We start from the raw sequence: 18,558 nt of genomic DNA on the forward strand, positions 1-18,558 counted from the left end.
CGATGAGCGATCGTTATGCGGTGATCGGAAATCCGATCGGCTTCAGCAAATCACCCCTCATCCACGGCACTTTCGCCAAAATGACGGGACAGGATCTCGTCTATGAGGCCATCGAGGGGCCCACCGATGGCTTCAGCGGACGGGTTGATCAATTCCGGACAGAGGGCGCCAAGGGGCTGAACATCACCGCCCCGTTCAAACTCGATGCCCTCGCTTATGCAAATGAGCTTTCAGAGAGCGCCAGACGGGCAGGTGCCGCAAACTGCCTGAAATTCGACGGCGATCGGATCATCGCCGAGAATTTCGATGGAATCGGCCTGGTGCGTGACATCACTGCCAACCTCGGCGTCAAAATGGTCGGTCGGCGCGTCCTGATGCTCGGCGCTGGGGGAGCGGCACGCGGCGCGTTGCTGCCTTTCCTGCACCAGCAACCGTCCGAGCTGGTTCTCGTCAATCGAACGCTGTCGAAAGCTGTGGCATTGGCCGAAGAGTTTGCCGGCTGTGGTCCCCTGATCGTCAGCGGCTACGCTGAACTGGCCGACCTTGCCGAGGGCTATGACGTCGTGGTCAACGCGACTTCTGCCAGCCTGCGAGGTGAAATGCCGCCGCTTCCAAGCAATGTCTTGCATGGCGCGGAGCTGGCGTACGAACTTGCCTATGGCAAAGGATTGACTCCCTTTCTGCAAGCGGCCCGCGCCGAAGGCGTGGCCAAGCTGGCTGACGGCGTCGGCATGCTGGTGGAGCAGGCGGCGGAAGCCTTTGTCTGGTGGCGTGGCGTCCGACCGAGCACGGCCCAGGTCATCGCCGAATTGACTGTCCCATTGAGCTGACGGGCGACGCCGATAATGCATCCAAAACCCAGCTTTCTCGTCGGCCTGATCGGCAGCGGCATCGCGGCCTCTCGCACGCCGCCCATGCACGAAGCGGCCGCCGACGCCGCTGGCATCCGCTATCTCTACAAGAAGATCGATTTGACCGAGTTGAAACTCGGCGTCGAAGCGTTGCCGGAACTGCTCACGGCCGCAAGGCGGATGGGCTTTGACGGATTGAACGTGACCCATCCCTGCAAGCAGGCGATCCTTCCGCTGCTGGACGAGCTTTCGCCCGACGCGGAGGCGCTTGGCGCCGTGAACACCGTGGTCGTCAAGAAGGGCCGAATGACCGGCCACAACACCGACTGGTTCGGCTTTGCCGAGAATTTTCGCCGCAACATGCAAGGTGCACCACTCGGTCGCGTCGTGCAATTGGGCGCAGGCGGCGCGGGCGCGGCGGTTGCTTTCGCGCTCATGAAGCTTGGCGTGCAGGAACTGACCATCATAGACGTTGACTCGGCCAAGGCGCAGAGCGTGGTCGACGGCTTGTCCTCTCGATTTGAAGAAGGGCGCTTGAGGGTCGGCCGGGATGTCGCAGCGGCCGTGGCTGCCGCAGACGGAATTGTAAACGCGACGCCGATCGGCATGGACAAGTATCCGGGAACGCCGCTGCCGCTGGCGATACTGTGTTCCAGGCTCTGGGTCGCTGAGATCATCTACTTCCCCCTCGAGACCGCGCTGCTGCGCGCGGCGCGTACCCTCGGCTGCCGCACGGTCGATGGTGGCGGAATGGCGATCTTCCAGGGCACCGAAGCATTCCGCCTGTTCACGGGCGTCTCGCCTGATCCAGACATCTTCGTCGCAACTTTCGCATCCCTGGGAGGATGACATCCGGCCGATGGGCGAGCGGTACGCACAACGCCCGAGAGGAAACGCAAGATGGGCTACACGCTCGATTTCTCGGTGGTTTGGCACGCAATGCCCGCGTTGCTGTGGGGTTGCGTGGGGACGTTGGGTTTGGCGCTTGCTGGCATGACGCTCGCGATGATCATCGGCGTCGCGGGCGTCGCGGCCCGCGATGCGAAGGCGGCCTGGTTGCGAGCCATCGTGATCGGCTTCGTCGAAATCGTGCGCAACACGCCGTTCCTGGTGCAGATCTTCTTTCTGTTCTTTGCACTGCCGCTCGTCGGGGTAAAGCTCAATCCGACCGCCACCGCCATTATCGCACTCGGTGTCAACGGAGGCGCGTACGCCATCGAGATCATCCGCGGCGGCGTGCAATCGATTCACAAAGGGCAAATCGAGGCTGGCTACGCGCTCGGACTGCACAAAGGGCAGGTATTCCGTTCCATCGTACTCAAGCCCGCGCTTCGCGCGATCTATCCCTCGCTCACGGGACAGTTCATCATGCTGACGCTGACCTCGTCGATCTGTTCGGCTGTGTCCGCCTATGAATTGACGTCGGTCGCGCAGCGAATCGAAAGCGACACATTCCGCAGCTTCGAGGTCTATTTTTTCGTCACTTTCCTCTACCTCGCGATCTCCTGGCTGCTGATGGCGGGCTTCGCAATCATCTCTCACCGCTTCTTCTCATATCCGACGCGCTGAGGAGCACAGATCATGACACCGCATTTCGGCGTTCCCGAGTTCGGCTTCCTCCTGCGTGGTCTGCAATGGACGGTACTCCTGACGCTGGTTGCATTCGTCGGTGGCTGTACCGCCGGCCTGGTCGTCGCATTGTTGCGCACCTGCGGTCGCACGACCGTGGAATGGATAGTTCGGATCTATATCGGAATCTTCCAGGGGACACCGCTGCTGCTGCAACTGTTCGTGGTGTATTACGGCTTGGCGCTCCTCGGATTGAAGCTGTCAGCATTCGTTGCGGTCGCGATTGGGTTCACCGTCAACGCCTCGGCTTTTCTGGGCGAGATCTGGCGCGGCGCAATCCAGGCCGTGCCTCGCGGTCAGACCGAGGCCGCGATGGCGCTCGGTCTACACTATTCCGCGCGCATGCGCGACATCGTGCTGCCGCAAGCCATTCGCATCGCGCTGCCGGCGACCATTGGCTATCTCGTGCAGCTCATCAAGGGTACCTCGCTCGCTGCCATCGTCGGCTTCATCGAACTCGCCCGCGCCGGTCAAATCGTATCGAACCAGACCTACCAGCCGTTGCTCGTCTTCGGTGTGGTCGGCGCGATGTATTTCATCCTCTGCTGGCCACTCTCGTGGTGGGGCAGTCGGATGGAGGCCAGGCTCGCCCTGGCCGGTCAAAGGTAGGTTCGGCGCACCTACTCAATCAAATACAGCCATCACCAGGAGGAGATACTCATGTTGTTTTCGCTCAATCGCCGCCAACTCGGCGTTACGCTGCTGACGCTGTCGGCCATCGTTGTCGCAGGCGGCTCGCAGGCGGGCACTCTGGAGGACGTGAAGAAGAAGGGCGTCGTCGTCATCGGCATTCAGGGCGATAATCCGCCCTGGGGCTATGTCGATAGCTCAGGAAAGCAGGATGGGATCGATGCCGACATGGGGCGTGCCTTCGCTGAATATCTCGGCGTGAAGGCCGAGTTCGTCCCGCTGGCGGTGGCCAATCGTATTCCGGCGCTGACCACAGGCCGCGTAGACATTCTGTTCGCGACCATGGCCATGCTGCCCGAGCGTGCGAAGGTGGTACAATATTCCAAACCCTATGTTGCCAATCAGATTACACTTGTCGCTGCCCAGGCAACGCCGATCAACAGTAACGCCGATATGGGGAAGTACGTTATCGGCGTCCCACGCTCCTCCACGCAGGACACCCAGGTAACCAATAATGCTCCTGCGGGCGCCGAAATCCGCAGGTTTGATGATGACGCGGCCACGATCCAGGCACTGCTCTCGGGTCAGGTGCAGGCGGTCGGGGCAAACAGCTTCTACCCGCAGCGTCTGAACGCTGCAAAGCCGGAACTTGGGTTCGAGCCCAAGCTTCACTTCACCGCCTTGTACAACGGGGCCTGCACGCGCCTCGGAGAGAAGGAGTGGAACGAGACGGCGAACAAATTCGTCGACCAGATCAAGTCCAATGGCAAATTGGCCGCTTTCTACGCCAAGTGGATGAAGGCGCCCGTGCCGGTCTTCCCCGACTCGGTCCCCGGCGTTCCGTTCACAGTTCAATAGTCACTGCAAGCGGCCGACGCGCTGGGCGCGTTGGCCGCCGTCCGATAACGGAGGCCGAATCCATGCAGGACCAGATCCTGATCGAAATGAAGGGCGTGCAGAAATGGTACGGCGGGTATCAGGCTCTCCGCAACGTTGACCTCACTGTGCGCAGAGGGGAAAAGATCGTGCTTTGCGGTCCGTCCGGTTCGGGCAAGTCGACGCTGATACGCTGTATCAACCGCCTGGAGGCAATCCAGCAGGGCAGTATCGTGGTGAACGGTCATCGGTTTGACGACAGCATCAAAGCCATCGATGTCGTACGCCAGGACGTCGGCATGGTCTTTCAGAGCTTCAACCTTTTTCCGCATATGACGGTCTTGCAGAACTGCATGCTCGCGCCCATTCGCGCGCGCCGCATCAGCAAGACCGAAGCGGAGGCGAGCGCGCGAAAATATCTCGAGCGGGTGCGCATTGGCGAGCAGGCCGAGAAGTATCCGGCGCAACTCTCGGGCGGTCAGCAGCAACGTGTCGCGATCGCGCGTGCTCTCTGCATGCAGCCCAAGGTCATGTTGTTTGATGAACCGACTTCGGCTCTCGATCCGGAAATGGTCAAGGAAGTGCTCGACACGATGATCGGCCTCGCCAACGACGGCATGACCATGATTTGCGTCACCCATGAAATGGGTTTTGCCCGCCAGGTTGCGGACCGTGTCATCTTCATGGCTGAAGGGCAGATCATCGAAGAAGGTGTGCCCGACGCTTTCTTCCGCAATCCGCAGCACGCTCGCACCAAGCAGTTCCTTGGCGAGATCCTCGCCCATCACTGAACGGAGTTATTCCATGAGCCGTCTTGTCTACGTCCTCAACGGGCCAAATCTCAATTTGCTTGGCAAGCGTCAGCCCCACATCTATGGCCACGAGACGCTTGCGGATGTGGAGCGAGATTGTCGGGGGCTAGCCACGGAGCTGGCTCTGGAGATGCGCTTTCACCAGTCGAACAGGGAATACGAGCTGATCGACTGGATCCACGAGGCGCGCGAGACGGCTGTCGGCATCGTCATGAATCCCGCGGCTTTCACCCATACCTCGGTCGCCATCCTAGACGCTTTGAACACGTTCGAGGGGACCGTAATCGAGGTGCACATTTCCAATGTGCACAAGCGCGAGGAATTCCGCCACCGCTCGTTCGTTTCCAAACGAGCTGATGGCGTTATTGCAGGCTTCGGCACTCAGGGTTATCTGCTCGGTTTGCGTCGGTTGGCCAAGTTGCTCGATGAGAAGGGATAGAATCGTATGAGTGCACCCGTCCGCCTGACGGTCATGGGAGCGGGTCTCATCGGCAAGCGACACATTGAACATATTCTCGCGCGGCCGGAGGCGGTCTTATCGTCAATCGTCGATCCGATGCCGGTTGCACGGGAGTTGGCGGTATCGCTCAAGGTGGACTGGTTTTCGTCCGTTCAGGACATGATCTCTGAAAACCGGCCGGAGGGGGTGGTTGTCGCCCCCCCCCAACCAGATGCACGTGGCCAACGGCATGGATTGTATCGCTGCGGGCATCCCGGCGCTGATCGAGAAGCCGTTAGCGGATGATATCGTGGCGGCACAGACGTTGGTCGAAGCCTCCGAGCGGGCGGGCGTGCCGCTGCTAACCGGCCACCACCGTCGCCACAACCCGATGATCCAGAGCGCCAAGGCGGAGATCGACAGCGGCAGGCTCGGTCAGATCGTGTCAGTGCATGGCATGTTCTGGCTGATCAAGCCGGACGATTATTTTGAAGTGCCCTGGCGCCGCGAGAAAGGAGCGGGTCCCGCTTTCGTGAATCTCATCCACGATGTCGACCTGCTGCGGTACCTGTGCGGGGATATCGTGGCGGTACAGGCTGCCCAATCCAATCGGCTGCGTGGAAATGCGGTCGAAGAGACCGCGGTGATCATCCTGCACTTCGCGTCCGGCGCGCTGGGAACGGTCAATGTCTCCGATACCATCCAGTCGCCTTGGAGCTGGGAATTCACCACCGGAGAGAATCCGGCCTACAGCCATACGCTGGAGACCTGCTACCAGATCGGCGGCACGAGGGCATCGCTGGCCATTCCGCAACTCGATCTGTGGCATCACCCGAGCAAGGCCAGCTGGTGGGCGCCGATCGAGCGCGAGCGGCTGAGGTTCGAGAAAGAAGACCCGCTTGGCCTGCAGATCGCAAATTTCTGTGGCGTTATCCGCGGCACGGCCACACCTGTGGTGAGCGGGCGCGAAGGGCTAAAAACGCTCAGGGTGATCGACGCGGTCAAGCGCGCAGCGGAAACCGAAGATCTCGTATCGTTTTGACTCTGGTAAGCACAGGTGTCTACGCTGAAGTATCGATATTTTATTTGGCGAACCATCAAGGTGCCGCTGATAGACAATGCTGGGAGCACTATGATCCTGCCACGAAGGCCCGTTTTCGGCCGGATAAACCCAGTGGTGCGATCGGTAAGTCATTGATTGTTCTCTACCCGTCGCTATCTCTTAATCAGCGGGTCCCAGGTTCGAGCCCTGGTGCGCCCACCAAATAAATCAAGACCTTAGCAAGAGAAACCGTTTGAGACCGACGGACTAAAACGGTTTTTCAAACGGTGTTCTTGACGGCCAGCCGGCGAGTCCACTCTCGGCATTGTGATCTACTCTGTCCGTCTCGACGGAGGCCAAGGCGACTCGAAGGCCGTACGGCAGAACCACTTCCTTGATGTTGTATGTAGATCAGAGCCGCCCGACATAGCCGGCATTTTTCCACTTCTGTTCAATTTCATCAGCGACGCATTGGGCAGCTGCGCAGCGCCTCCACCGAAATAGTGCTTGAAGTCGATGTGAACTCTTATGTTGTCTGGCCAATAAGCCGCCATGCGGTCACAGAGGAGAACCGATCCCGTCTCGAAGCGCCGATAGACCGATTTGTGCATCGGCGATTTTGATCCGCCATTCGGAGGTTCGATCCCTCCCGCCGCAGCCAAGCAGTCACTCAATTATAGAGAGTGGGACCGTATTGGCTGAAAGTGCCGCATTTTACGGGATTTTTGTGCGGCTCTTTAAAGTCTCTGCTCCTCTGAAACCGGCAACCTTGGCGAGAAGTCGTCGAAAGTCTCCAGCCCAAACCGCAGAAATTACCTTTTTCCGTGGAGACGATTGGCAGAGACCGGTTCGATCACCACTGGACAGTGGGGGTGGCAGTGAATTTTGACGGTTTCAAACCGCTCGACGACTATTGGCTCTGCGATGGCGATAGCTATTCTGCAGAAGCGGAAAACGGAACTCGAAATTGCTAAACGGCTCTGTCGAACGGTTGCTATCGCATGCGCGGCAGGGCTCACAGGGGACAGTGGTGATGCGACAGCGCGTTCGCTTTGAAAGCGAGTGCAACCACACCCTTTAAATTCATCACTTCTCTCTCCAGAGGCACGCTTCGCAGTCGATAACCGCTCCGAGTGGGGGCAAGTGGGACGGTCGGTAAGGTTCATGAGCATACTGAACCAATCTCATTATATACTGTCGAGCCGCGGAAGCCCTTCCCACCAGCACCGATCGTGTCCCGTGGCGTGGTGTAGCTGGCGGCGGGTCACCGCGTTCGCCGGCTGGAGAGCCGGGCTGGTCAGCTGGCGATAGCCGTGATGCTGACGCTCGGATCATCGCTCAACGGCGCGATGGTTTCCAGTGTCATGTAGCGGGCACGCTGGACGGCCCATTCATCATTCTGTTCGAGCAGGATCGCGCCGATGAGGCGAGTGATGGCGTCATCGTTGGGGAAGATGCCGACCACCTCGGTCCGCCGTTTGATCTCGCCGTTGAGACGCTCGATCGGGTTGGTCGAGTGCAGCTTGGTCCGATGCTGTGCGGAAAGGTCATGTAGGCGAGCACATCGGTCTCGGCCTCGTCGAGGAAGCCGGCAAGTTTGGGCAGCTTGGGGCGGAGCTGGTCGGCGACCTTGCGCCACTGGGTTCGCGCGGCCCCGGCGTCGTCCTGGGCAAAGGCGGTGGCGATGAAGGCGGAGACGACGCGCCGCCCGCTCTTGCCGGCATGCGCCAGCGCGTTGCGCATGAAGTGGACGCGGCAACGCTGCCAGCTGGCATCGAGCACCTTGGCCACGGTGGGCTTGATGCCTTCGTGGGCGTCGGACACGACCAGCTTGACGCCGCGCAGGCCGCGGCGGGCGAGCTTGCGCAGGAACGCCGTCCAGAACGTCTCGGCCTCGGAAGGGCCGATGTCAATGCGGAGGACCTCGCGTCGGCCGTCGCTATTGACGCCAACCGCGACAATCACCGCGACTGAGACGATGCGGCCATTCTGGCGCACCTTCACGTAGGTGGCGTCGATCCACAGATACGGCCAGTCGCCCTCGATCGGACGGGCGAGGAAGGCCTTCACCTTGTCATCGATCTCGCCGCACAGCCGGCTGACCTCGCTCTTGGAGATGCCGGTCATGCCCATGGCCTGGACGAGGTCGTCCACCGAGCGGGTCGAGACGCCCTGCACATAGGCTTCCTGAACCACGGCGGTGAGCGCCTTCTCGGCCATGCGTCGCGGCTCCAGGAAGCCCGGGAAGTAGGAGCCCTCGCGCAGCTTGGGAATGTGCAGCTCAACCGCGCCGGCGCGGGTCTCCCAATCCGGTCGCGGTAGCCGTTGCGCTGGGCCAGGCGTTCGGGGCTCTTCTCTTCGTAGGCCGCCCGGTCTGGCCTTCCACTTCCAGCTCCATCAGGCGCTGGGCGGCAAAGCCGATCATCTCGCGCAGCAGATCGGCGTCGGGGGTCTTCTCTACGAGCGTGCGCAGGTTCATCATGTCTTCGGTCATCGGTGGTTCCTCGGTTGCGTTGGCGTGTCGCAACCCGATCCTACCGGAGAACTGCCGGTGACCACCGCAAAGCCGCCCGCCCGCTACGGCGCTATTTGAAGGCGCGCATCCGGGCGGCTTTGCTCTACCGAGCTACACCACCACCGGGGACACGACCCCAGCAACTAGTAAGTGCTGGCAATATTTCAGAATTATAAGTAGCGTCGCGGCAAGAAAAATCGCGATGGCCGCCCGGTCAGCGCAAGTTAAAAATGGGGAGATTCAAATGCTTTTGCTGAAAGCCGCAGTTGCAGCCGGTCTAGTCATCACAGCTTTTACGGGCGCTGCGCTTGCGCAGAGCAAGCCGCCGGAAATCAAGATCGGTATCACCACTTTCCTGTCGGGACCGGCTTCCGTATTCGGCGTACCGGCAAAGGCCGCGGCCGAGATGATTGCAGAAGACCTCAACAAGAAGGGCGGAATCGGCGGTGTACCGGTAAAACTGTCTTTCATCGATGAAGGCGCCGGCGGCGAGGCATTGGTCTCGAACTACCGGCGCATGGTGCAAGACGAAAAGGTCGACGTGACTTTCGCCTCCATCTCCTCGGGCAGCTGCAATCAGCTTGTCCCGGTCGCCGAAGACCTCAAAGTCATGAACTTTATGTGGGATTGCGGTGCGGCTTCTATTCTGGAGACGAAGAAATATCGCTACAATTTCCGCACGCAGGCTAACGGCACGCCGGAGATGCTGGCGGTGCTCGTCTATCTCCTTAAGACAAAGCCCGACTTCAAGACCATCGCGGTCGTCAATCAGGACTACGCGTGGGGCCGCGAAAGCTGGGAGATCTTCTCCACCGCATTGAAGGCGCTGAAGCCCGACGTTCAGGTGTTGGCGGAGCTTTTTCCGAAGTTCGGTGCGCCGGACTATTCCACCGAAGTTTCGCGCTTACTGGCATTGCGGCCGGATGTCGTTCTAACCACCTCCTGGGGCGGCGATCTCGACACGCTGGTCCGTCAGGCCGGTCAACGCGGCCTGCTGCAACAGTCGACCTTCGTGTTGGGCATCGGCGAATCCTCCATCCAGCGACTGGGCAAGGATCTGCCGGAAGGCCTGATCGTCGGCGCGCGTGGCGATCATTGGTTCCTGCATCCTGAAAAGAAGAACGATCCGGCCTTCAAGGCGTTTGCCGAGGCATTCAAGGCAAAGACCGGCGCCTGGCCGATTTACCCCGTCTACCACATGGCGCAGGCTTTCACGGCGCTGCAAGCTGCCTATGACAAGGCGATCAAGGCCAATGGCGGCAACTGGCCGACACGGGAGCAGGTCGTAGACGCAACCTCCGGCACCGAGTTCGCGACCGGTTTCGGCCGGCCGATCACGCTGAGGCCCGAGGACAACCAAGGTCTGGAAGCGCAGCTCGTCGGCGTCACCAAGTCTTTCCCGGGCTATGACTTCAAACTGCTCGACAACATGATGATCTTTGATCCGAAGGTGATCACCAATCCGGCGGGCGTGCGCTCGGTCGAGTGGCTGAAGACGCTCAAGCCGGAATTCGTTAAAATGGACGTTCCGACCTTCAAGCAGTAGGCCAGATCATCGTCCTCCGGGCAAAAACCGCAGGACGGCTTTCCTGAAGGTCTCCATGAATTCGACTCTCGCCATATTGGCCGTCCTTGACGGGATCAGTTACGCCGCCTTGGTGTTCCTGGTTTCCGTCGGGCTGAGCCTGATTTTCGGTGTGCTTCGCGTGGTGAATGTCGCGCACGGGTCGCTTTATGCCTTTGGCGCCTATCTCGCCGCGACGTTGAGCCTCGTGATTGCGCAGGTGTCGCCGTGGCTTACCTATCCCGCATTGCTGGTTGCCTCCATCGTCATAGGGTTTGTGTGCGGCGGTTTCATCGAGCGCTTCCTGTTGCGGCCGCTTTACGGACGAGACGACGTGTTGCAGCTCCTGATCACCTTCGCGGCCTTCATGATCATGGACAATCTGCAGCGTCTGATCTGGGGCGTGCAGCCCATCTTCGCTGCTGAGCCCTTGAAGCTGTTGCCGAACATCAGCGTATTCGGCGTGAACTATACGTCCTACCAGGTCGTCCTGCTTCCAAGCGTGGCAGTCGCGACGCTGTTCGGACTGCGTTACTTCTTGCGGAAAACTCTTGCGGGAGCCGTGATTCTAGCAGTAACCGAGGATCGGGAGGCGTCAACCGCCATCGGCATCGACGCCCAACGCGTCTACTCTATTACGTTCATCATCGGGGCGAGCCTGGCGGCGCTCGGCGGCGCGCTTGCTTCGCCGACCACGTCGCTGGTGCCCGGCATGGGCGCGGACATGATCGTGCTCTCGTTCGCGGTGGCAGCCACTGCGGGTCTGGGGCAGATCGAGGGCACCGCCCTTACGGCCCTTATGATCGGTTTGACGCGCGCCTTCGTCATCTATCTGCAGCCGGAGTTCGAAGTTCTCGTACCCTATCTGCTGATGGTACTGGTGCTTCTGGTGCGTCCGTTCGGACTGTTCGGTACGGTGCAGATGAGAAAAATCTGATGGCGGGCCGTATCAAGCCGATCACGGCAGTCGCAATCATCTTGTTTCTGGCCAGCGCGGTACTGCCGCTCTTCGTCGCGAGCTGGGCGACGTTATTCGCGCTCATCCTCGCCAAGGGCATCGTGGTGCTCGGCATCGTCCTGTTGCTGCAGGCGGGACAAGTATCGTTCGGACACGCGATGTTCTTCGCCACCGGCGCCTATACCGCGGCGTTCTGGGGCAAGTACATCGGCGGCGGCGATATCCTGATCTTTCTCGCGCTGGGAGGCATAACCTCTACCGTTTTTGGCCTGATCGTCGGCCTGTTCGTGGTTCGCTACAGGGAAATTTTCTTTGGAATGCTGAACCTGGCATTCTCCATGGTCTTGTGGTCGCTGCTCGAGAAAATGTTCCACTACACTAACGGCGCGGACGGCATCCGGGTCGCCCGTCCTGGCTTGTTTGGGTTTTCGTTCACGCCGGAGACGTTCCAATACGTTATTCTCTACGTGAGCCTTTTGGTCGCGATTGCTGCCTTCTACGGCGTGCAACGCTATCTCGACAGCCCGCTCGGTCACATGTTGCGGGCAATGAAATCTAACGAAACCAGGCTCGAATATCTTGGCATGTCGGCGCGGCGCGTGCTGCTCATCGGCTACGTGTTCTCCGCATTTCTCGGCGGCATAGGCGGCACTCTGGTATCGATCATTCAGCAGATCGCGACCCCCGAATTCGGCTTCTGGACCAAGTCCGGCGAGTTCGTGTTCATCGCGATCCTCGGTGGCAGCGCCCATGCTTTCGGTGCGTTTGCAGGCGCGGCGATGTTCGAATGCGTACGGTTCTATGCCGCGGCGCATCTGGCGGATTCTTGGCAGCTCATTCTCGGCGTCGTGCTGGTCGTCATCATTCTTTACGCGCCGAACGGCCTTATCGGCCTCCGCCAGCGCTACGGTCAATCCGGGCGGGGAGGGCATTAATGGCCAACGTCCTGCTTTCTGCCAAGAACATCAAGATCCGGTTCGGCGGCGTCATCGCCGCCGATGGCATCGACCTCGACGTCCTGGAAGGCGAAAACCTTGCCATCATCGGGCCGAACGGGGCCGGCAAGACGACGTTCCTCAACATCTCGACCGGTTATCTTCGGCCGCAAGCCGGCACCGTTACCTTTCTCGGCCACGACATCACCGCGCAGCTGCCACGTACGATCACCAGGCTCGGCATTGCCCGCGCCTTCCAGATACCACAGCTGTTCCTCGACCAGACCGTGATGGAGAACATGTTGATCGCGGCCGCCTCCCTGCGAGGCCGTCCGTCTGGTTTCCAGGCTCTTTCTCTCATGCCGGACGTGCCGGAAATGAAGCGGCTGCTGGATCTCGTCGGTGTCAAATCGTATGCGGAACGAACGGCGCGCGAACTGCCCGAGGGGCAACGCAAGCTGGTCGATATTGCACTCGCGCTCGCGCTGAAGCCAAAGCTCCTCCTGATGGATGAGCCGACTTCGGGCGTCGCGTCATCAGAGAAACTCACCATCATGGACATTCTAACCACGGCGCTGGCAAAGGAGAAAGTCACCTCGGTTTTCGTCGAGCACGACATGGATATGGTGGAGCGCTATGCCAACCGCGTCGCCGTGTGGAATGTCGGCAAGATCCAGATGGTTGGGACGCCGGCTGAGGTTCTGGCGGACCGGAAGGTCCGGGAACAGGTGATCGGGATATGACACCGATGCTGAGTTTCGAGAATGTCAACGTCGCGATTGCTGACGCGCCTGTGTTGCGAAATGTGAGTTTCTCGCTGCTGCCGGGTGTGAGCGCAGCGCTTATCGGGCGAAACGGCGCCGGCAAGACCACGACCGTGCGCACTATCATGGGCTTCACAAAAGCGAGCGGCACCGTTCGTCTGGGCGGCGAAGATCTTGGAGCGATCGCGCCGCATCGCCGGCCGTCGCTGGGTCTTGGCTACGCGCCTGAGGACCGGCGTCTGTTTTCCGCCTTCACCGTCGAAGAAAATATTTTGCTTCCCGGTCGTGTCGCCAAGCTGAATCCGGACGAGACGCGGCGGCGGCTGGAGCGAGCGTATTCGGTGCTGCCGGAACTCAAAGAGCTTGCCAAACGTCCGGCGGGATCGGTCTCGGGCGGCCAAGGCAAGATGGTGGCGCTTGGGAGGGCGCTTATGCTTGGTACCCGGCTGCTTATCCTGGATGAGCCATTTCAGGGTCTCGCGCCTGTGTTAGCGCAGCGATATGCGGAAGCACTCCGGCGGCTTCGTTTGCAGGATAAGGACATTACGCTGCTGATCACCGAGTCGAATCCAAAGCTGCTCGAAACCTTTGCCGACGTGACGCTTACCATTGAAAGAGGTGAGATCGAGGCCCGCCAAGCTAATTGAAGACGCGGTGGAGGAGCCGCCGGCCTAAGCAGACCTCGGCGGTTTACCGATTCAGCGTCCGCTCTGCCGCGTGATCGTGGCACTCTGTTTCGACCGTTCCTCGTAATCGTCGCGATTCAGATCGACCGTCGTTGGATTTCGGGCACGTCGGCTTAGTGCAGGTGTTTTAGTTTGTCCGCAGGGGCTGGCCGTCACATGGTCGCGGCCCGCTTCAGCCGCCCAGTTGAACAACCCCGAGGCGGCCTTGCGCATATGACGTGCGTTGCTGACGGAGGGCTTGCCGAACTTGCCCGCGACGATGTCATTCGAGAGTGTCGCGATGTCATGCTTCGTCACCCGGCGCTGACGCACCATGAATTCATGGAAATGGTCGAGATTATCCGCGCTCTCGGCAATTCGTATCGCCTGGCTGCACTGGAGCCAGGAAGCGGCTTTCTCTACGGACGCTTCACCTTCAATTTCTGCCGGGTCGTTGTGTCGTGTGTCGCGCGGTAGGCGGCACTTCGGGTGGCGCCCGGGTGTCGAGCATCTACGGCAGCGACCGTTTGCTGTGCGTGCCCATTATGGTTCAACCCGTGCAGACCATCGTGCGAGGCCCATGAACTGCCTCACGCGAAGGATCGGATCAGATATCGCAGGTCTGGTTGGTGTGGGGAAAGACGGTAGCACCCTAGTGACTCGAACCCCCGACAGATCACCGCATAATCTAATACGCTTACCCTCGCAGGCCTCGGCTGCTCCGCCGCAAGTCCAAGATCCCACTGACGCGCCGAGCGCCGTTATCCCTCGCCGCCGCCGCAACGAAACGCAACGAATTGGGTGAACTAGCGTGAACAAAACGGGACGGAAGCACCTGCCGATGAGAGAAAGATCAACAACTTAGAAGATGTTCACTGCGTCCGGGACGCAGGGGTCGCAGGTACAGAAGGCGCCGCCGAGCAATTTACATTTCGTCTGTAACCTGTTGATTTCGATAGTGCTGTTGTGACGGCGTTTTACAGCTAAGTAGCTGAAAGTTATTGTGAAAGATGAGACTCTTAACCTGCGGGTCCCAGGTTCGAGCCCTGGTGCGCCCACCAAGCATAAGCCTTCTTCTTCAAGAACTAACGAGAAGGGTCGCCGAGAACAAAACGGGTCTCGTGCAACGTTTTGTTGTCGGAGGTTTTGCGGTCGGATTGCTGCGCGACTTTCCTTTGTTTCTGTCCCGTCGCCGCAGGGGACCGTTGCTGCAGAATCGGTTGGTATCGTCACAGGATGCTGCCCAACGGGCTAGATGACCCCGTCTTTGCGCATTCGTTCCAGCTCGGGCTCCTGGAGCCCGAGAAGATCACCGAGTATCTCTCGGTTTCGTGTCCCGATGGCTTCGCCAAGCCAAAGAATTTCTCCAAGGCGTCGCGGCCCCGTGCGCATTCGCTTGTTCGCCGGGGCAGGTGATCGGGGAGCGACGTCAAGGCGCTGCCGGGGGGCGTCGCCGCGGTCGATGTCGACGCGGCCACAGGGCCAACCGGGATCGTTACCCGCGAAGAGCTCCAGCGCGAGTCCGATCGCGCAGCCGGCATCGTCCGCAAGGCCGGGCCGCGCCCTGACAGTGCCTTGGGCGCGGCGGCGGACGTGGTCGAAACTGCAACCGGTATTCTACCTGCTAGCCGATCATTGAAGGCCAGCACTTGGTCGCGAAGCGATCATCTCGCCTCCGGCTTTGATGACGGCTGTCAGTGTCACGCATCCTGCGGCGCGGCTGCTCCGGCGGTCCGCCGCCGTGCCGGCAGGAAACACCCGGCAATCGCGCCGGCCAGCGACAGCGTTGCGGCAAGGCTCATCGCCGCGGCAAATCCGCTCTCGAAATGAGCGGCCGAATCGACCCCGCCATGCGCCGAGAAGTTCGCCACCAGCGCGGCGATGCCGAACATGCCGCCGAGGAAGCGTCCCATGTTGAAGATGCCGGACGCCTTGCCCATTTCGGCCACCGCGACCGAGCTCAGGATGGCGTTCTGTGCTGCCGGCATCGCCATCGAGACGCCGACGCCGGCCAGCACCAGCGGCGCGACCAGGGCGGAGTAGGTAACCGCAGAGCTCACGAGCTCCGCGATCCAGCCAAGTCCGATCGCCTGCATCAGCAATCCCGTCACCACTAGCGGCCGCTCGCCGAACCTGTTGACGACCGCGCCGGCGATCGGGGCGGTGACGAACAGCGTCGCGGTCCAGGGCAGCAGGCGAAGTCCGGCGCCGAAGGCGTCGAAGCCCAGCGCGGTCTGGAGGAACTGCGGCAGCAGGAACAAGACGCCGTACATCGCGGCGTAGAACAGCACGCTGGCGGACATGCCGGAGGCAAGCGCCCGCGATGCAAACAGCCGCATCGGCACCATTGGCGCGGTCGCGCGCAATTCCCAGAGAACGAAGCCGGCTGTGAACACCAGGCCTGCCATCAGCGCGGCCATGATTTCGGCGCTCGCCCAACCCACGGCGTTGCCGCGCAACAGACTCCACACCCACGCCAGCGCCGCAAGCGCGACAAGCGCCAGTCCGGGGATGTCCAATGCGGCGGCCGGGCCGAAGCTTTCGCGCAAGCGTGCCAGTACCAGGGTGATCGCGATCAGGCCGATCGGCAGGTTGATCCAGAACACCCAGCGCCAGCCGAAATGTTCGGTAATGAAGCCGCCGATGGCGGGACCGATGATCAGCGCGCAGCCGGTGATGCTGGCGAAAATGCCGAGCGCGCGGGCGCGCTCCTCGCGGCCGAACGTGCCGCTCAGGATCGCCATTGCCAGCGGCATCACCAGCGCGGCGCCGGCGCCCTGCAGCGCGCGGGCGGCGATCAGAGCGGTGGCATTGCCTGCGAGCGCACAGGCCGCCGATGCAACGACGAACAGGGCGAGCCCGGCCGCGAACATCCGGCGGCGACCGAAGCGGTCGCCGAGTGCGGCGCCGGTCAGGAGCAGCACGGCAAAGGTCAGATTGAAGGCGTTGACGGTCCATTGCAGCGTCTCGACCGGGCTGCCGAATTCGGCGCGGATGGTCGCGAATGCTGTCGTGATGATCATGGCATCGAGCGCCATCATGAAGGATGCCAGCGCGGTGACGCCGAGCACCCAGTTCTGCGCGGCGCGATTGATCGGGGTCTGCATCGCCCTGTCTCCGTGTGTCGCGCCAGCCTGTCGCGGCGCGTTCTGCGGGCTAGACGAGGGCTGAGCGGCAAAGGATGCGCCCAATAATAATTTGTTCCGGGCCGCATCCTTCGCCTGCCGGCAAACGTCCTAGGGGTGATGCGGCCATTTGCCCGATTTTTGAGCGAACCAGGTCGCGACATCAGCAAGGAGCGCGCGATGAGAAGGACGTTGATCAGGTACAAGGCCAGGCCGGAGCTGGCCGAGCGGAATGCCGAGCTGGTTTCGGCCGTATTTGCCGAATTGAAGGCGGCCGGCCCGGACGGCGTGCGCTACCTGACGCTACGGCTGGAGGACGACACCTTCATCCATCTTGTCGAGGCCGCGGCCGAAAACGGCTCGAGCCCGATTCCGAAACTCAAGGCATTTCAGACGTTCCAGGACGGCATCCGCGACCGCTGCGCGGAGCCGCCGCTGGTTCGTGATGTGAGGATCGTCGGCAACTATCGTATGCTGGACGAGTCCTGAACAAGCGAAGCGGAGGAGCAATGGCGCCAGACCCGCTGGCCACCATCGATACCGAGCCCTGCTGGCGCGGATGCGGCCGAAACTGCATCGCTACTGCGCCCGCATGGTCGGCTCGGTCATCGACGGTGAGGATGTGTTGCAGGATGCGCTGATCAAGGCGATGGAAGCGCTGCAATCGGTCACGCCCGTCAATACGGAGGGCTGGCTGTTTCGCATCGCGCACAACACCGCGCTGGATTTCCTGCGTCGCCGCAACCGGCAGGAGGCGCTGCACTCGGCTGAGGAGGTGGAGATGATTGCCGACCAGCTCGATGATGTGGAAAGCCGCCAGATCGCCGCGACCAGCCTTCGCACCTTCATGCGGCTGCCGGTGGCGCAGCGCTCCAGCGTGATCCTGATGGACGTGCTCGGCTGCTCGCTTGCCGAGGTCTGCGACATCATGGATTTCAGCCTGCCGGCGGTGAAGGCCGCGCTGCATCGCGGACGCACGCAGCTGCGGGAGTTCGCCGGAGAGCCCGACGATGTGCCGCAGCCGGGCCTGTCGGAAGCAGATCGCACGCGACTCAACGCCTATGTCGGCCATTTCAATGCCCGCGACTTCGACGCGATCCGCGCCATGATCGCCGACGACGTCAGGCTCGAGCTCGTCAACCGTACCAGGCTGAAAGGCAAGGCCGAGGTGTCGAACTATTTCGGCAATTATTCGAAGAACAGCGACTGGCACCTGGTGACGGGGCAGGTCGAGGGACGTCCCGCGATCCTCGTGTTCGATCCGAATAAGCCGGCCGGGCGGGCGAAATATTTCATGCTTCTCGACTGGTCCGCCGGCAAGCTCGCCACCATCAGGGATTTTCGTCACGCAGCCTATGTTATTGATGGTGCGGAGTGCGTGGTGGATAGAGGGTGAACTCGCCTTCTCCATCGGAGCAGGCGCGTCGCTTGACTAGAGGGCCGTGGCAGGTTGAATGGGAGGACTGCCCGTCGGGCAAAACACCCGCCATCCCGTCAACCCCTCTCCACAAATATATCCCGCTTTACCGAAATTCGGAAATGACGTATGTGTCGTGCATCCCGGCTCATCCTTGAGGGGCGATCTTGTGGTCGTCATGTTCGCGAGCCGGGCTTGCGGTGGACGCGGCAGCGTTCGGGTGCGAGAGGCCAAGGGCAGGGCGGATTGCTCTCCGTGAGCCCAAGGCTGCGTTCCGACGAGCGGCGCTGCTAGGCTTCGTCTCGTCTGTAAGTTTCCGGCTCCGTCGACAGGGCT

At 61.0% G+C, this 18,558-nt stretch carries 16 protein-coding genes and 2 pseudogenes; 15 read left to right on the top strand and 3 right to left on the bottom strand.

Translation table 11 applies throughout. The features are described 5' to 3' along the window. The first annotated feature begins 2 nt into the window (after positions 1-2). The 8 genes and pseudogenes from aroE to ACFQX9_RS33520 all read left to right on the top strand — a co-directional run bounded on the left by aroE (position 3) and on the right by ACFQX9_RS33520 (position 6,279). The gene (aroE, locus tag ACFQX9_RS33485) at positions 3-830 is read left to right on the top strand and encodes a shikimate dehydrogenase (RefSeq protein WP_377791633.1); all 828 of its coding nucleotides are present in this window, start codon (positions 3-5) and stop codon (positions 828-830) included. Between the two features lie 15 nt (positions 831-845). Continuing rightward, entirely contained in the window at positions 846-1,700 is an 855-nt protein-coding gene (locus ACFQX9_RS33490; protein WP_204511989.1) for a shikimate dehydrogenase, read from the top strand. A 51-nt stretch (positions 1,701-1,751) separates the two neighbouring features. Beyond that, on the top strand, positions 1,752-2,420 hold the full coding sequence (locus ACFQX9_RS33495) for an amino acid ABC transporter permease (RefSeq protein WP_007601261.1): 669 nt from the start codon (positions 1,752-1,754) through the stop codon (positions 2,418-2,420). A gap of 12 nt (positions 2,421-2,432) precedes the next feature. Beyond that, the gene (locus tag ACFQX9_RS33500; RefSeq protein ID WP_018460423.1) at positions 2,433-3,089 is read left to right on the top strand and encodes an amino acid ABC transporter permease; all 657 of its coding nucleotides are present in this window, start codon (positions 2,433-2,435) and stop codon (positions 3,087-3,089) included. Between the two features lie 51 nt (positions 3,090-3,140). Continuing rightward, positions 3,141-3,968 (top strand): transporter substrate-binding domain-containing protein, encoded by an 828-nt coding sequence (locus ACFQX9_RS33505; RefSeq protein WP_085383596.1) that lies wholly within the window; start codon positions 3,141-3,143, stop codon positions 3,966-3,968. Positions 3,969-4,030: 62 nt separating this feature from the next. Further along, positions 4,031-4,777, top strand: coding sequence for an amino acid ABC transporter ATP-binding protein (locus ACFQX9_RS33510; RefSeq protein WP_018460421.1), 747 nt, complete (start codon positions 4,031-4,033; stop codon positions 4,775-4,777). Between the two features lie 13 nt (positions 4,778-4,790). Next, on the top strand, positions 4,791-5,237 hold the full coding sequence (gene aroQ, locus ACFQX9_RS33515) for a type II 3-dehydroquinate dehydratase (RefSeq protein ID WP_018460420.1): 447 nt from the start codon (positions 4,791-4,793) through the stop codon (positions 5,235-5,237). 6 nt (positions 5,238-5,243) lie between these two features. Continuing rightward, positions 5,244-6,279, top strand: a pseudogene (locus ACFQX9_RS33520) (Gfo/Idh/MocA family protein). A 1,297-nt stretch (positions 6,280-7,576) separates the two neighbouring features. Here the strand turns inward: ACFQX9_RS33520 and ACFQX9_RS33525 are convergent. Beyond that, positions 7,577-8,773: pseudogene (locus ACFQX9_RS33525) on the bottom strand (IS256 family transposase). 265 nt (positions 8,774-9,038) lie between these two features. On the opposite strand from ACFQX9_RS33525, the gene ACFQX9_RS33530 reads away from it, so the two are divergent. The 5 genes from ACFQX9_RS33530 to ACFQX9_RS33550 all read left to right on the top strand — a co-directional run bounded on the left by ACFQX9_RS33530 (position 9,039) and on the right by ACFQX9_RS33550 (position 13,662). Further along, the gene (locus ACFQX9_RS33530) at positions 9,039-10,340 is read left to right on the top strand and encodes an ABC transporter substrate-binding protein (protein ID WP_018460419.1); all 1,302 of its coding nucleotides are present in this window, start codon (positions 9,039-9,041) and stop codon (positions 10,338-10,340) included. A gap of 76 nt (positions 10,341-10,416) precedes the next feature. After that, positions 10,417-11,295 (top strand): branched-chain amino acid ABC transporter permease, encoded by an 879-nt coding sequence (locus tag ACFQX9_RS33535; protein ID WP_377791634.1) that lies wholly within the window; start codon positions 10,417-10,419, stop codon positions 11,293-11,295. Then, positions 11,295-12,251, top strand: a complete 957-nt coding sequence (locus ACFQX9_RS33540; RefSeq protein WP_085359164.1) for a branched-chain amino acid ABC transporter permease — start codon at positions 11,295-11,297, stop codon at positions 12,249-12,251. The genes ACFQX9_RS33535 and ACFQX9_RS33540 overlap by 1 nt, the downstream gene beginning before the upstream one ends. Further along, complete coding sequence (locus tag ACFQX9_RS33545) at positions 12,251-12,994, top strand: ABC transporter ATP-binding protein (RefSeq protein ID WP_377791635.1); 744 nt, start codon at positions 12,251-12,253, stop codon at positions 12,992-12,994. The genes ACFQX9_RS33540 and ACFQX9_RS33545 overlap by 1 nt, the downstream gene beginning before the upstream one ends. After that, a complete protein-coding gene (locus tag ACFQX9_RS33550) occupies positions 12,991-13,662 on the top strand; it encodes an ABC transporter ATP-binding protein (protein WP_018460415.1) in 672 nt (223 codons plus the stop codon). The genes ACFQX9_RS33545 and ACFQX9_RS33550 overlap by 4 nt, the downstream gene beginning before the upstream one ends. 51 nt (positions 13,663-13,713) lie before the next feature. Here ACFQX9_RS33550 and ACFQX9_RS33555 read toward each other — a convergent pair whose 3' ends face one another. Further along, positions 13,714-14,016 carry a hypothetical protein gene (locus ACFQX9_RS33555; RefSeq protein ID WP_377791636.1) on the bottom strand — a complete coding sequence of 101 codons (303 nt, stop codon included), beginning with the start codon at positions 14,014-14,016 and terminating at the stop codon, positions 13,714-13,716. Positions 14,017-15,380: 1,364 nt separating this feature from the next. Next, positions 15,381-16,787, bottom strand: coding sequence for a DHA2 family efflux MFS transporter permease subunit (locus ACFQX9_RS33560; RefSeq protein ID WP_377791637.1), 1,407 nt, complete (start codon positions 16,785-16,787; stop codon positions 15,381-15,383). A gap of 198 nt (positions 16,788-16,985) precedes the next feature. Between ACFQX9_RS33560 and ACFQX9_RS33565 the strand changes: the two genes are divergently transcribed. Then, positions 16,986-17,294, top strand: a complete 309-nt coding sequence (locus ACFQX9_RS33565; RefSeq protein ID WP_377791638.1) for a hypothetical protein — start codon at positions 16,986-16,988, stop codon at positions 17,292-17,294. Positions 17,295-17,364: 70 nt separating this feature from the next. Further along, on the top strand, positions 17,365-18,201 hold the full coding sequence (locus ACFQX9_RS33570) for a sigma-70 family RNA polymerase sigma factor (protein WP_377791640.1): 837 nt from the start codon (positions 17,365-17,367) through the stop codon (positions 18,199-18,201). The last annotated feature ends 357 nt before the right edge of the window (positions 18,202-18,558 follow it).

The sequence above is a fragment of the Bradyrhizobium sp. GCM10028915 genome (assembly GCF_042666195.1).
GTDB lineage: Bacteria > Pseudomonadota > Alphaproteobacteria > Rhizobiales > Xanthobacteraceae > Bradyrhizobium > Bradyrhizobium canariense_D.

Bases quoted from the DNA above. Each gene is read 5' to 3' on its own strand.
- ACFQX9_RS33530 (WP_018460419.1), top strand. From the start codon at position 9,039: ATGCTTTTGCTGAAAGCCGCAGTTGCAGCCGGTCTAGTCATCACAGCT.
- aroE (WP_377791633.1), top strand. From the start codon at position 3: ATGAGCGATCGTTATGCGGTGATCGGAAATCCGATCGGCTTCAGCAAA.
- ACFQX9_RS33555 (WP_377791636.1), bottom strand. From the start codon at position 14,016: ATGGTGCGTCAGCGCCGGGTGACGAAGCATGACATCGCGACACTCTCG.
- ACFQX9_RS33490 (WP_204511989.1), top strand. From the start codon at position 846: ATGCATCCAAAACCCAGCTTTCTCGTCGGCCTGATCGGCAGCGGCATC.
- ACFQX9_RS33565 (WP_377791638.1), top strand. From the start codon at position 16,986: ATGAGAAGGACGTTGATCAGGTACAAGGCCAGGCCGGAGCTGGCCGAG.
- ACFQX9_RS33495 (WP_007601261.1), top strand. From the start codon at position 1,752: ATGGGCTACACGCTCGATTTCTCGGTGGTTTGGCACGCAATGCCCGCG.
- ACFQX9_RS33570 (WP_377791640.1), top strand. From the start codon at position 17,365: ATGCGGCCGAAACTGCATCGCTACTGCGCCCGCATGGTCGGCTCGGTC.
- aroQ (WP_018460420.1), top strand. From the start codon at position 4,791: ATGAGCCGTCTTGTCTACGTCCTCAACGGGCCAAATCTCAATTTGCTT.
- ACFQX9_RS33505 (WP_085383596.1), top strand. From the start codon at position 3,141: ATGTTGTTTTCGCTCAATCGCCGCCAACTCGGCGTTACGCTGCTGACG.
- ACFQX9_RS33545 (WP_377791635.1), top strand. From the start codon at position 12,251: ATGGCCAACGTCCTGCTTTCTGCCAAGAACATCAAGATCCGGTTCGGC.
- ACFQX9_RS33550 (WP_018460415.1), top strand. From the start codon at position 12,991: ATGACACCGATGCTGAGTTTCGAGAATGTCAACGTCGCGATTGCTGAC.
- ACFQX9_RS33510 (WP_018460421.1), top strand. From the start codon at position 4,031: ATGCAGGACCAGATCCTGATCGAAATGAAGGGCGTGCAGAAATGGTAC.
- ACFQX9_RS33540 (WP_085359164.1), top strand. From the start codon at position 11,295: ATGGCGGGCCGTATCAAGCCGATCACGGCAGTCGCAATCATCTTGTTT.
- ACFQX9_RS33560 (WP_377791637.1), bottom strand. From the start codon at position 16,787: ATGCAGACCCCGATCAATCGCGCCGCGCAGAACTGGGTGCTCGGCGTC.
- ACFQX9_RS33500 (WP_018460423.1), top strand. From the start codon at position 2,433: ATGACACCGCATTTCGGCGTTCCCGAGTTCGGCTTCCTCCTGCGTGGT.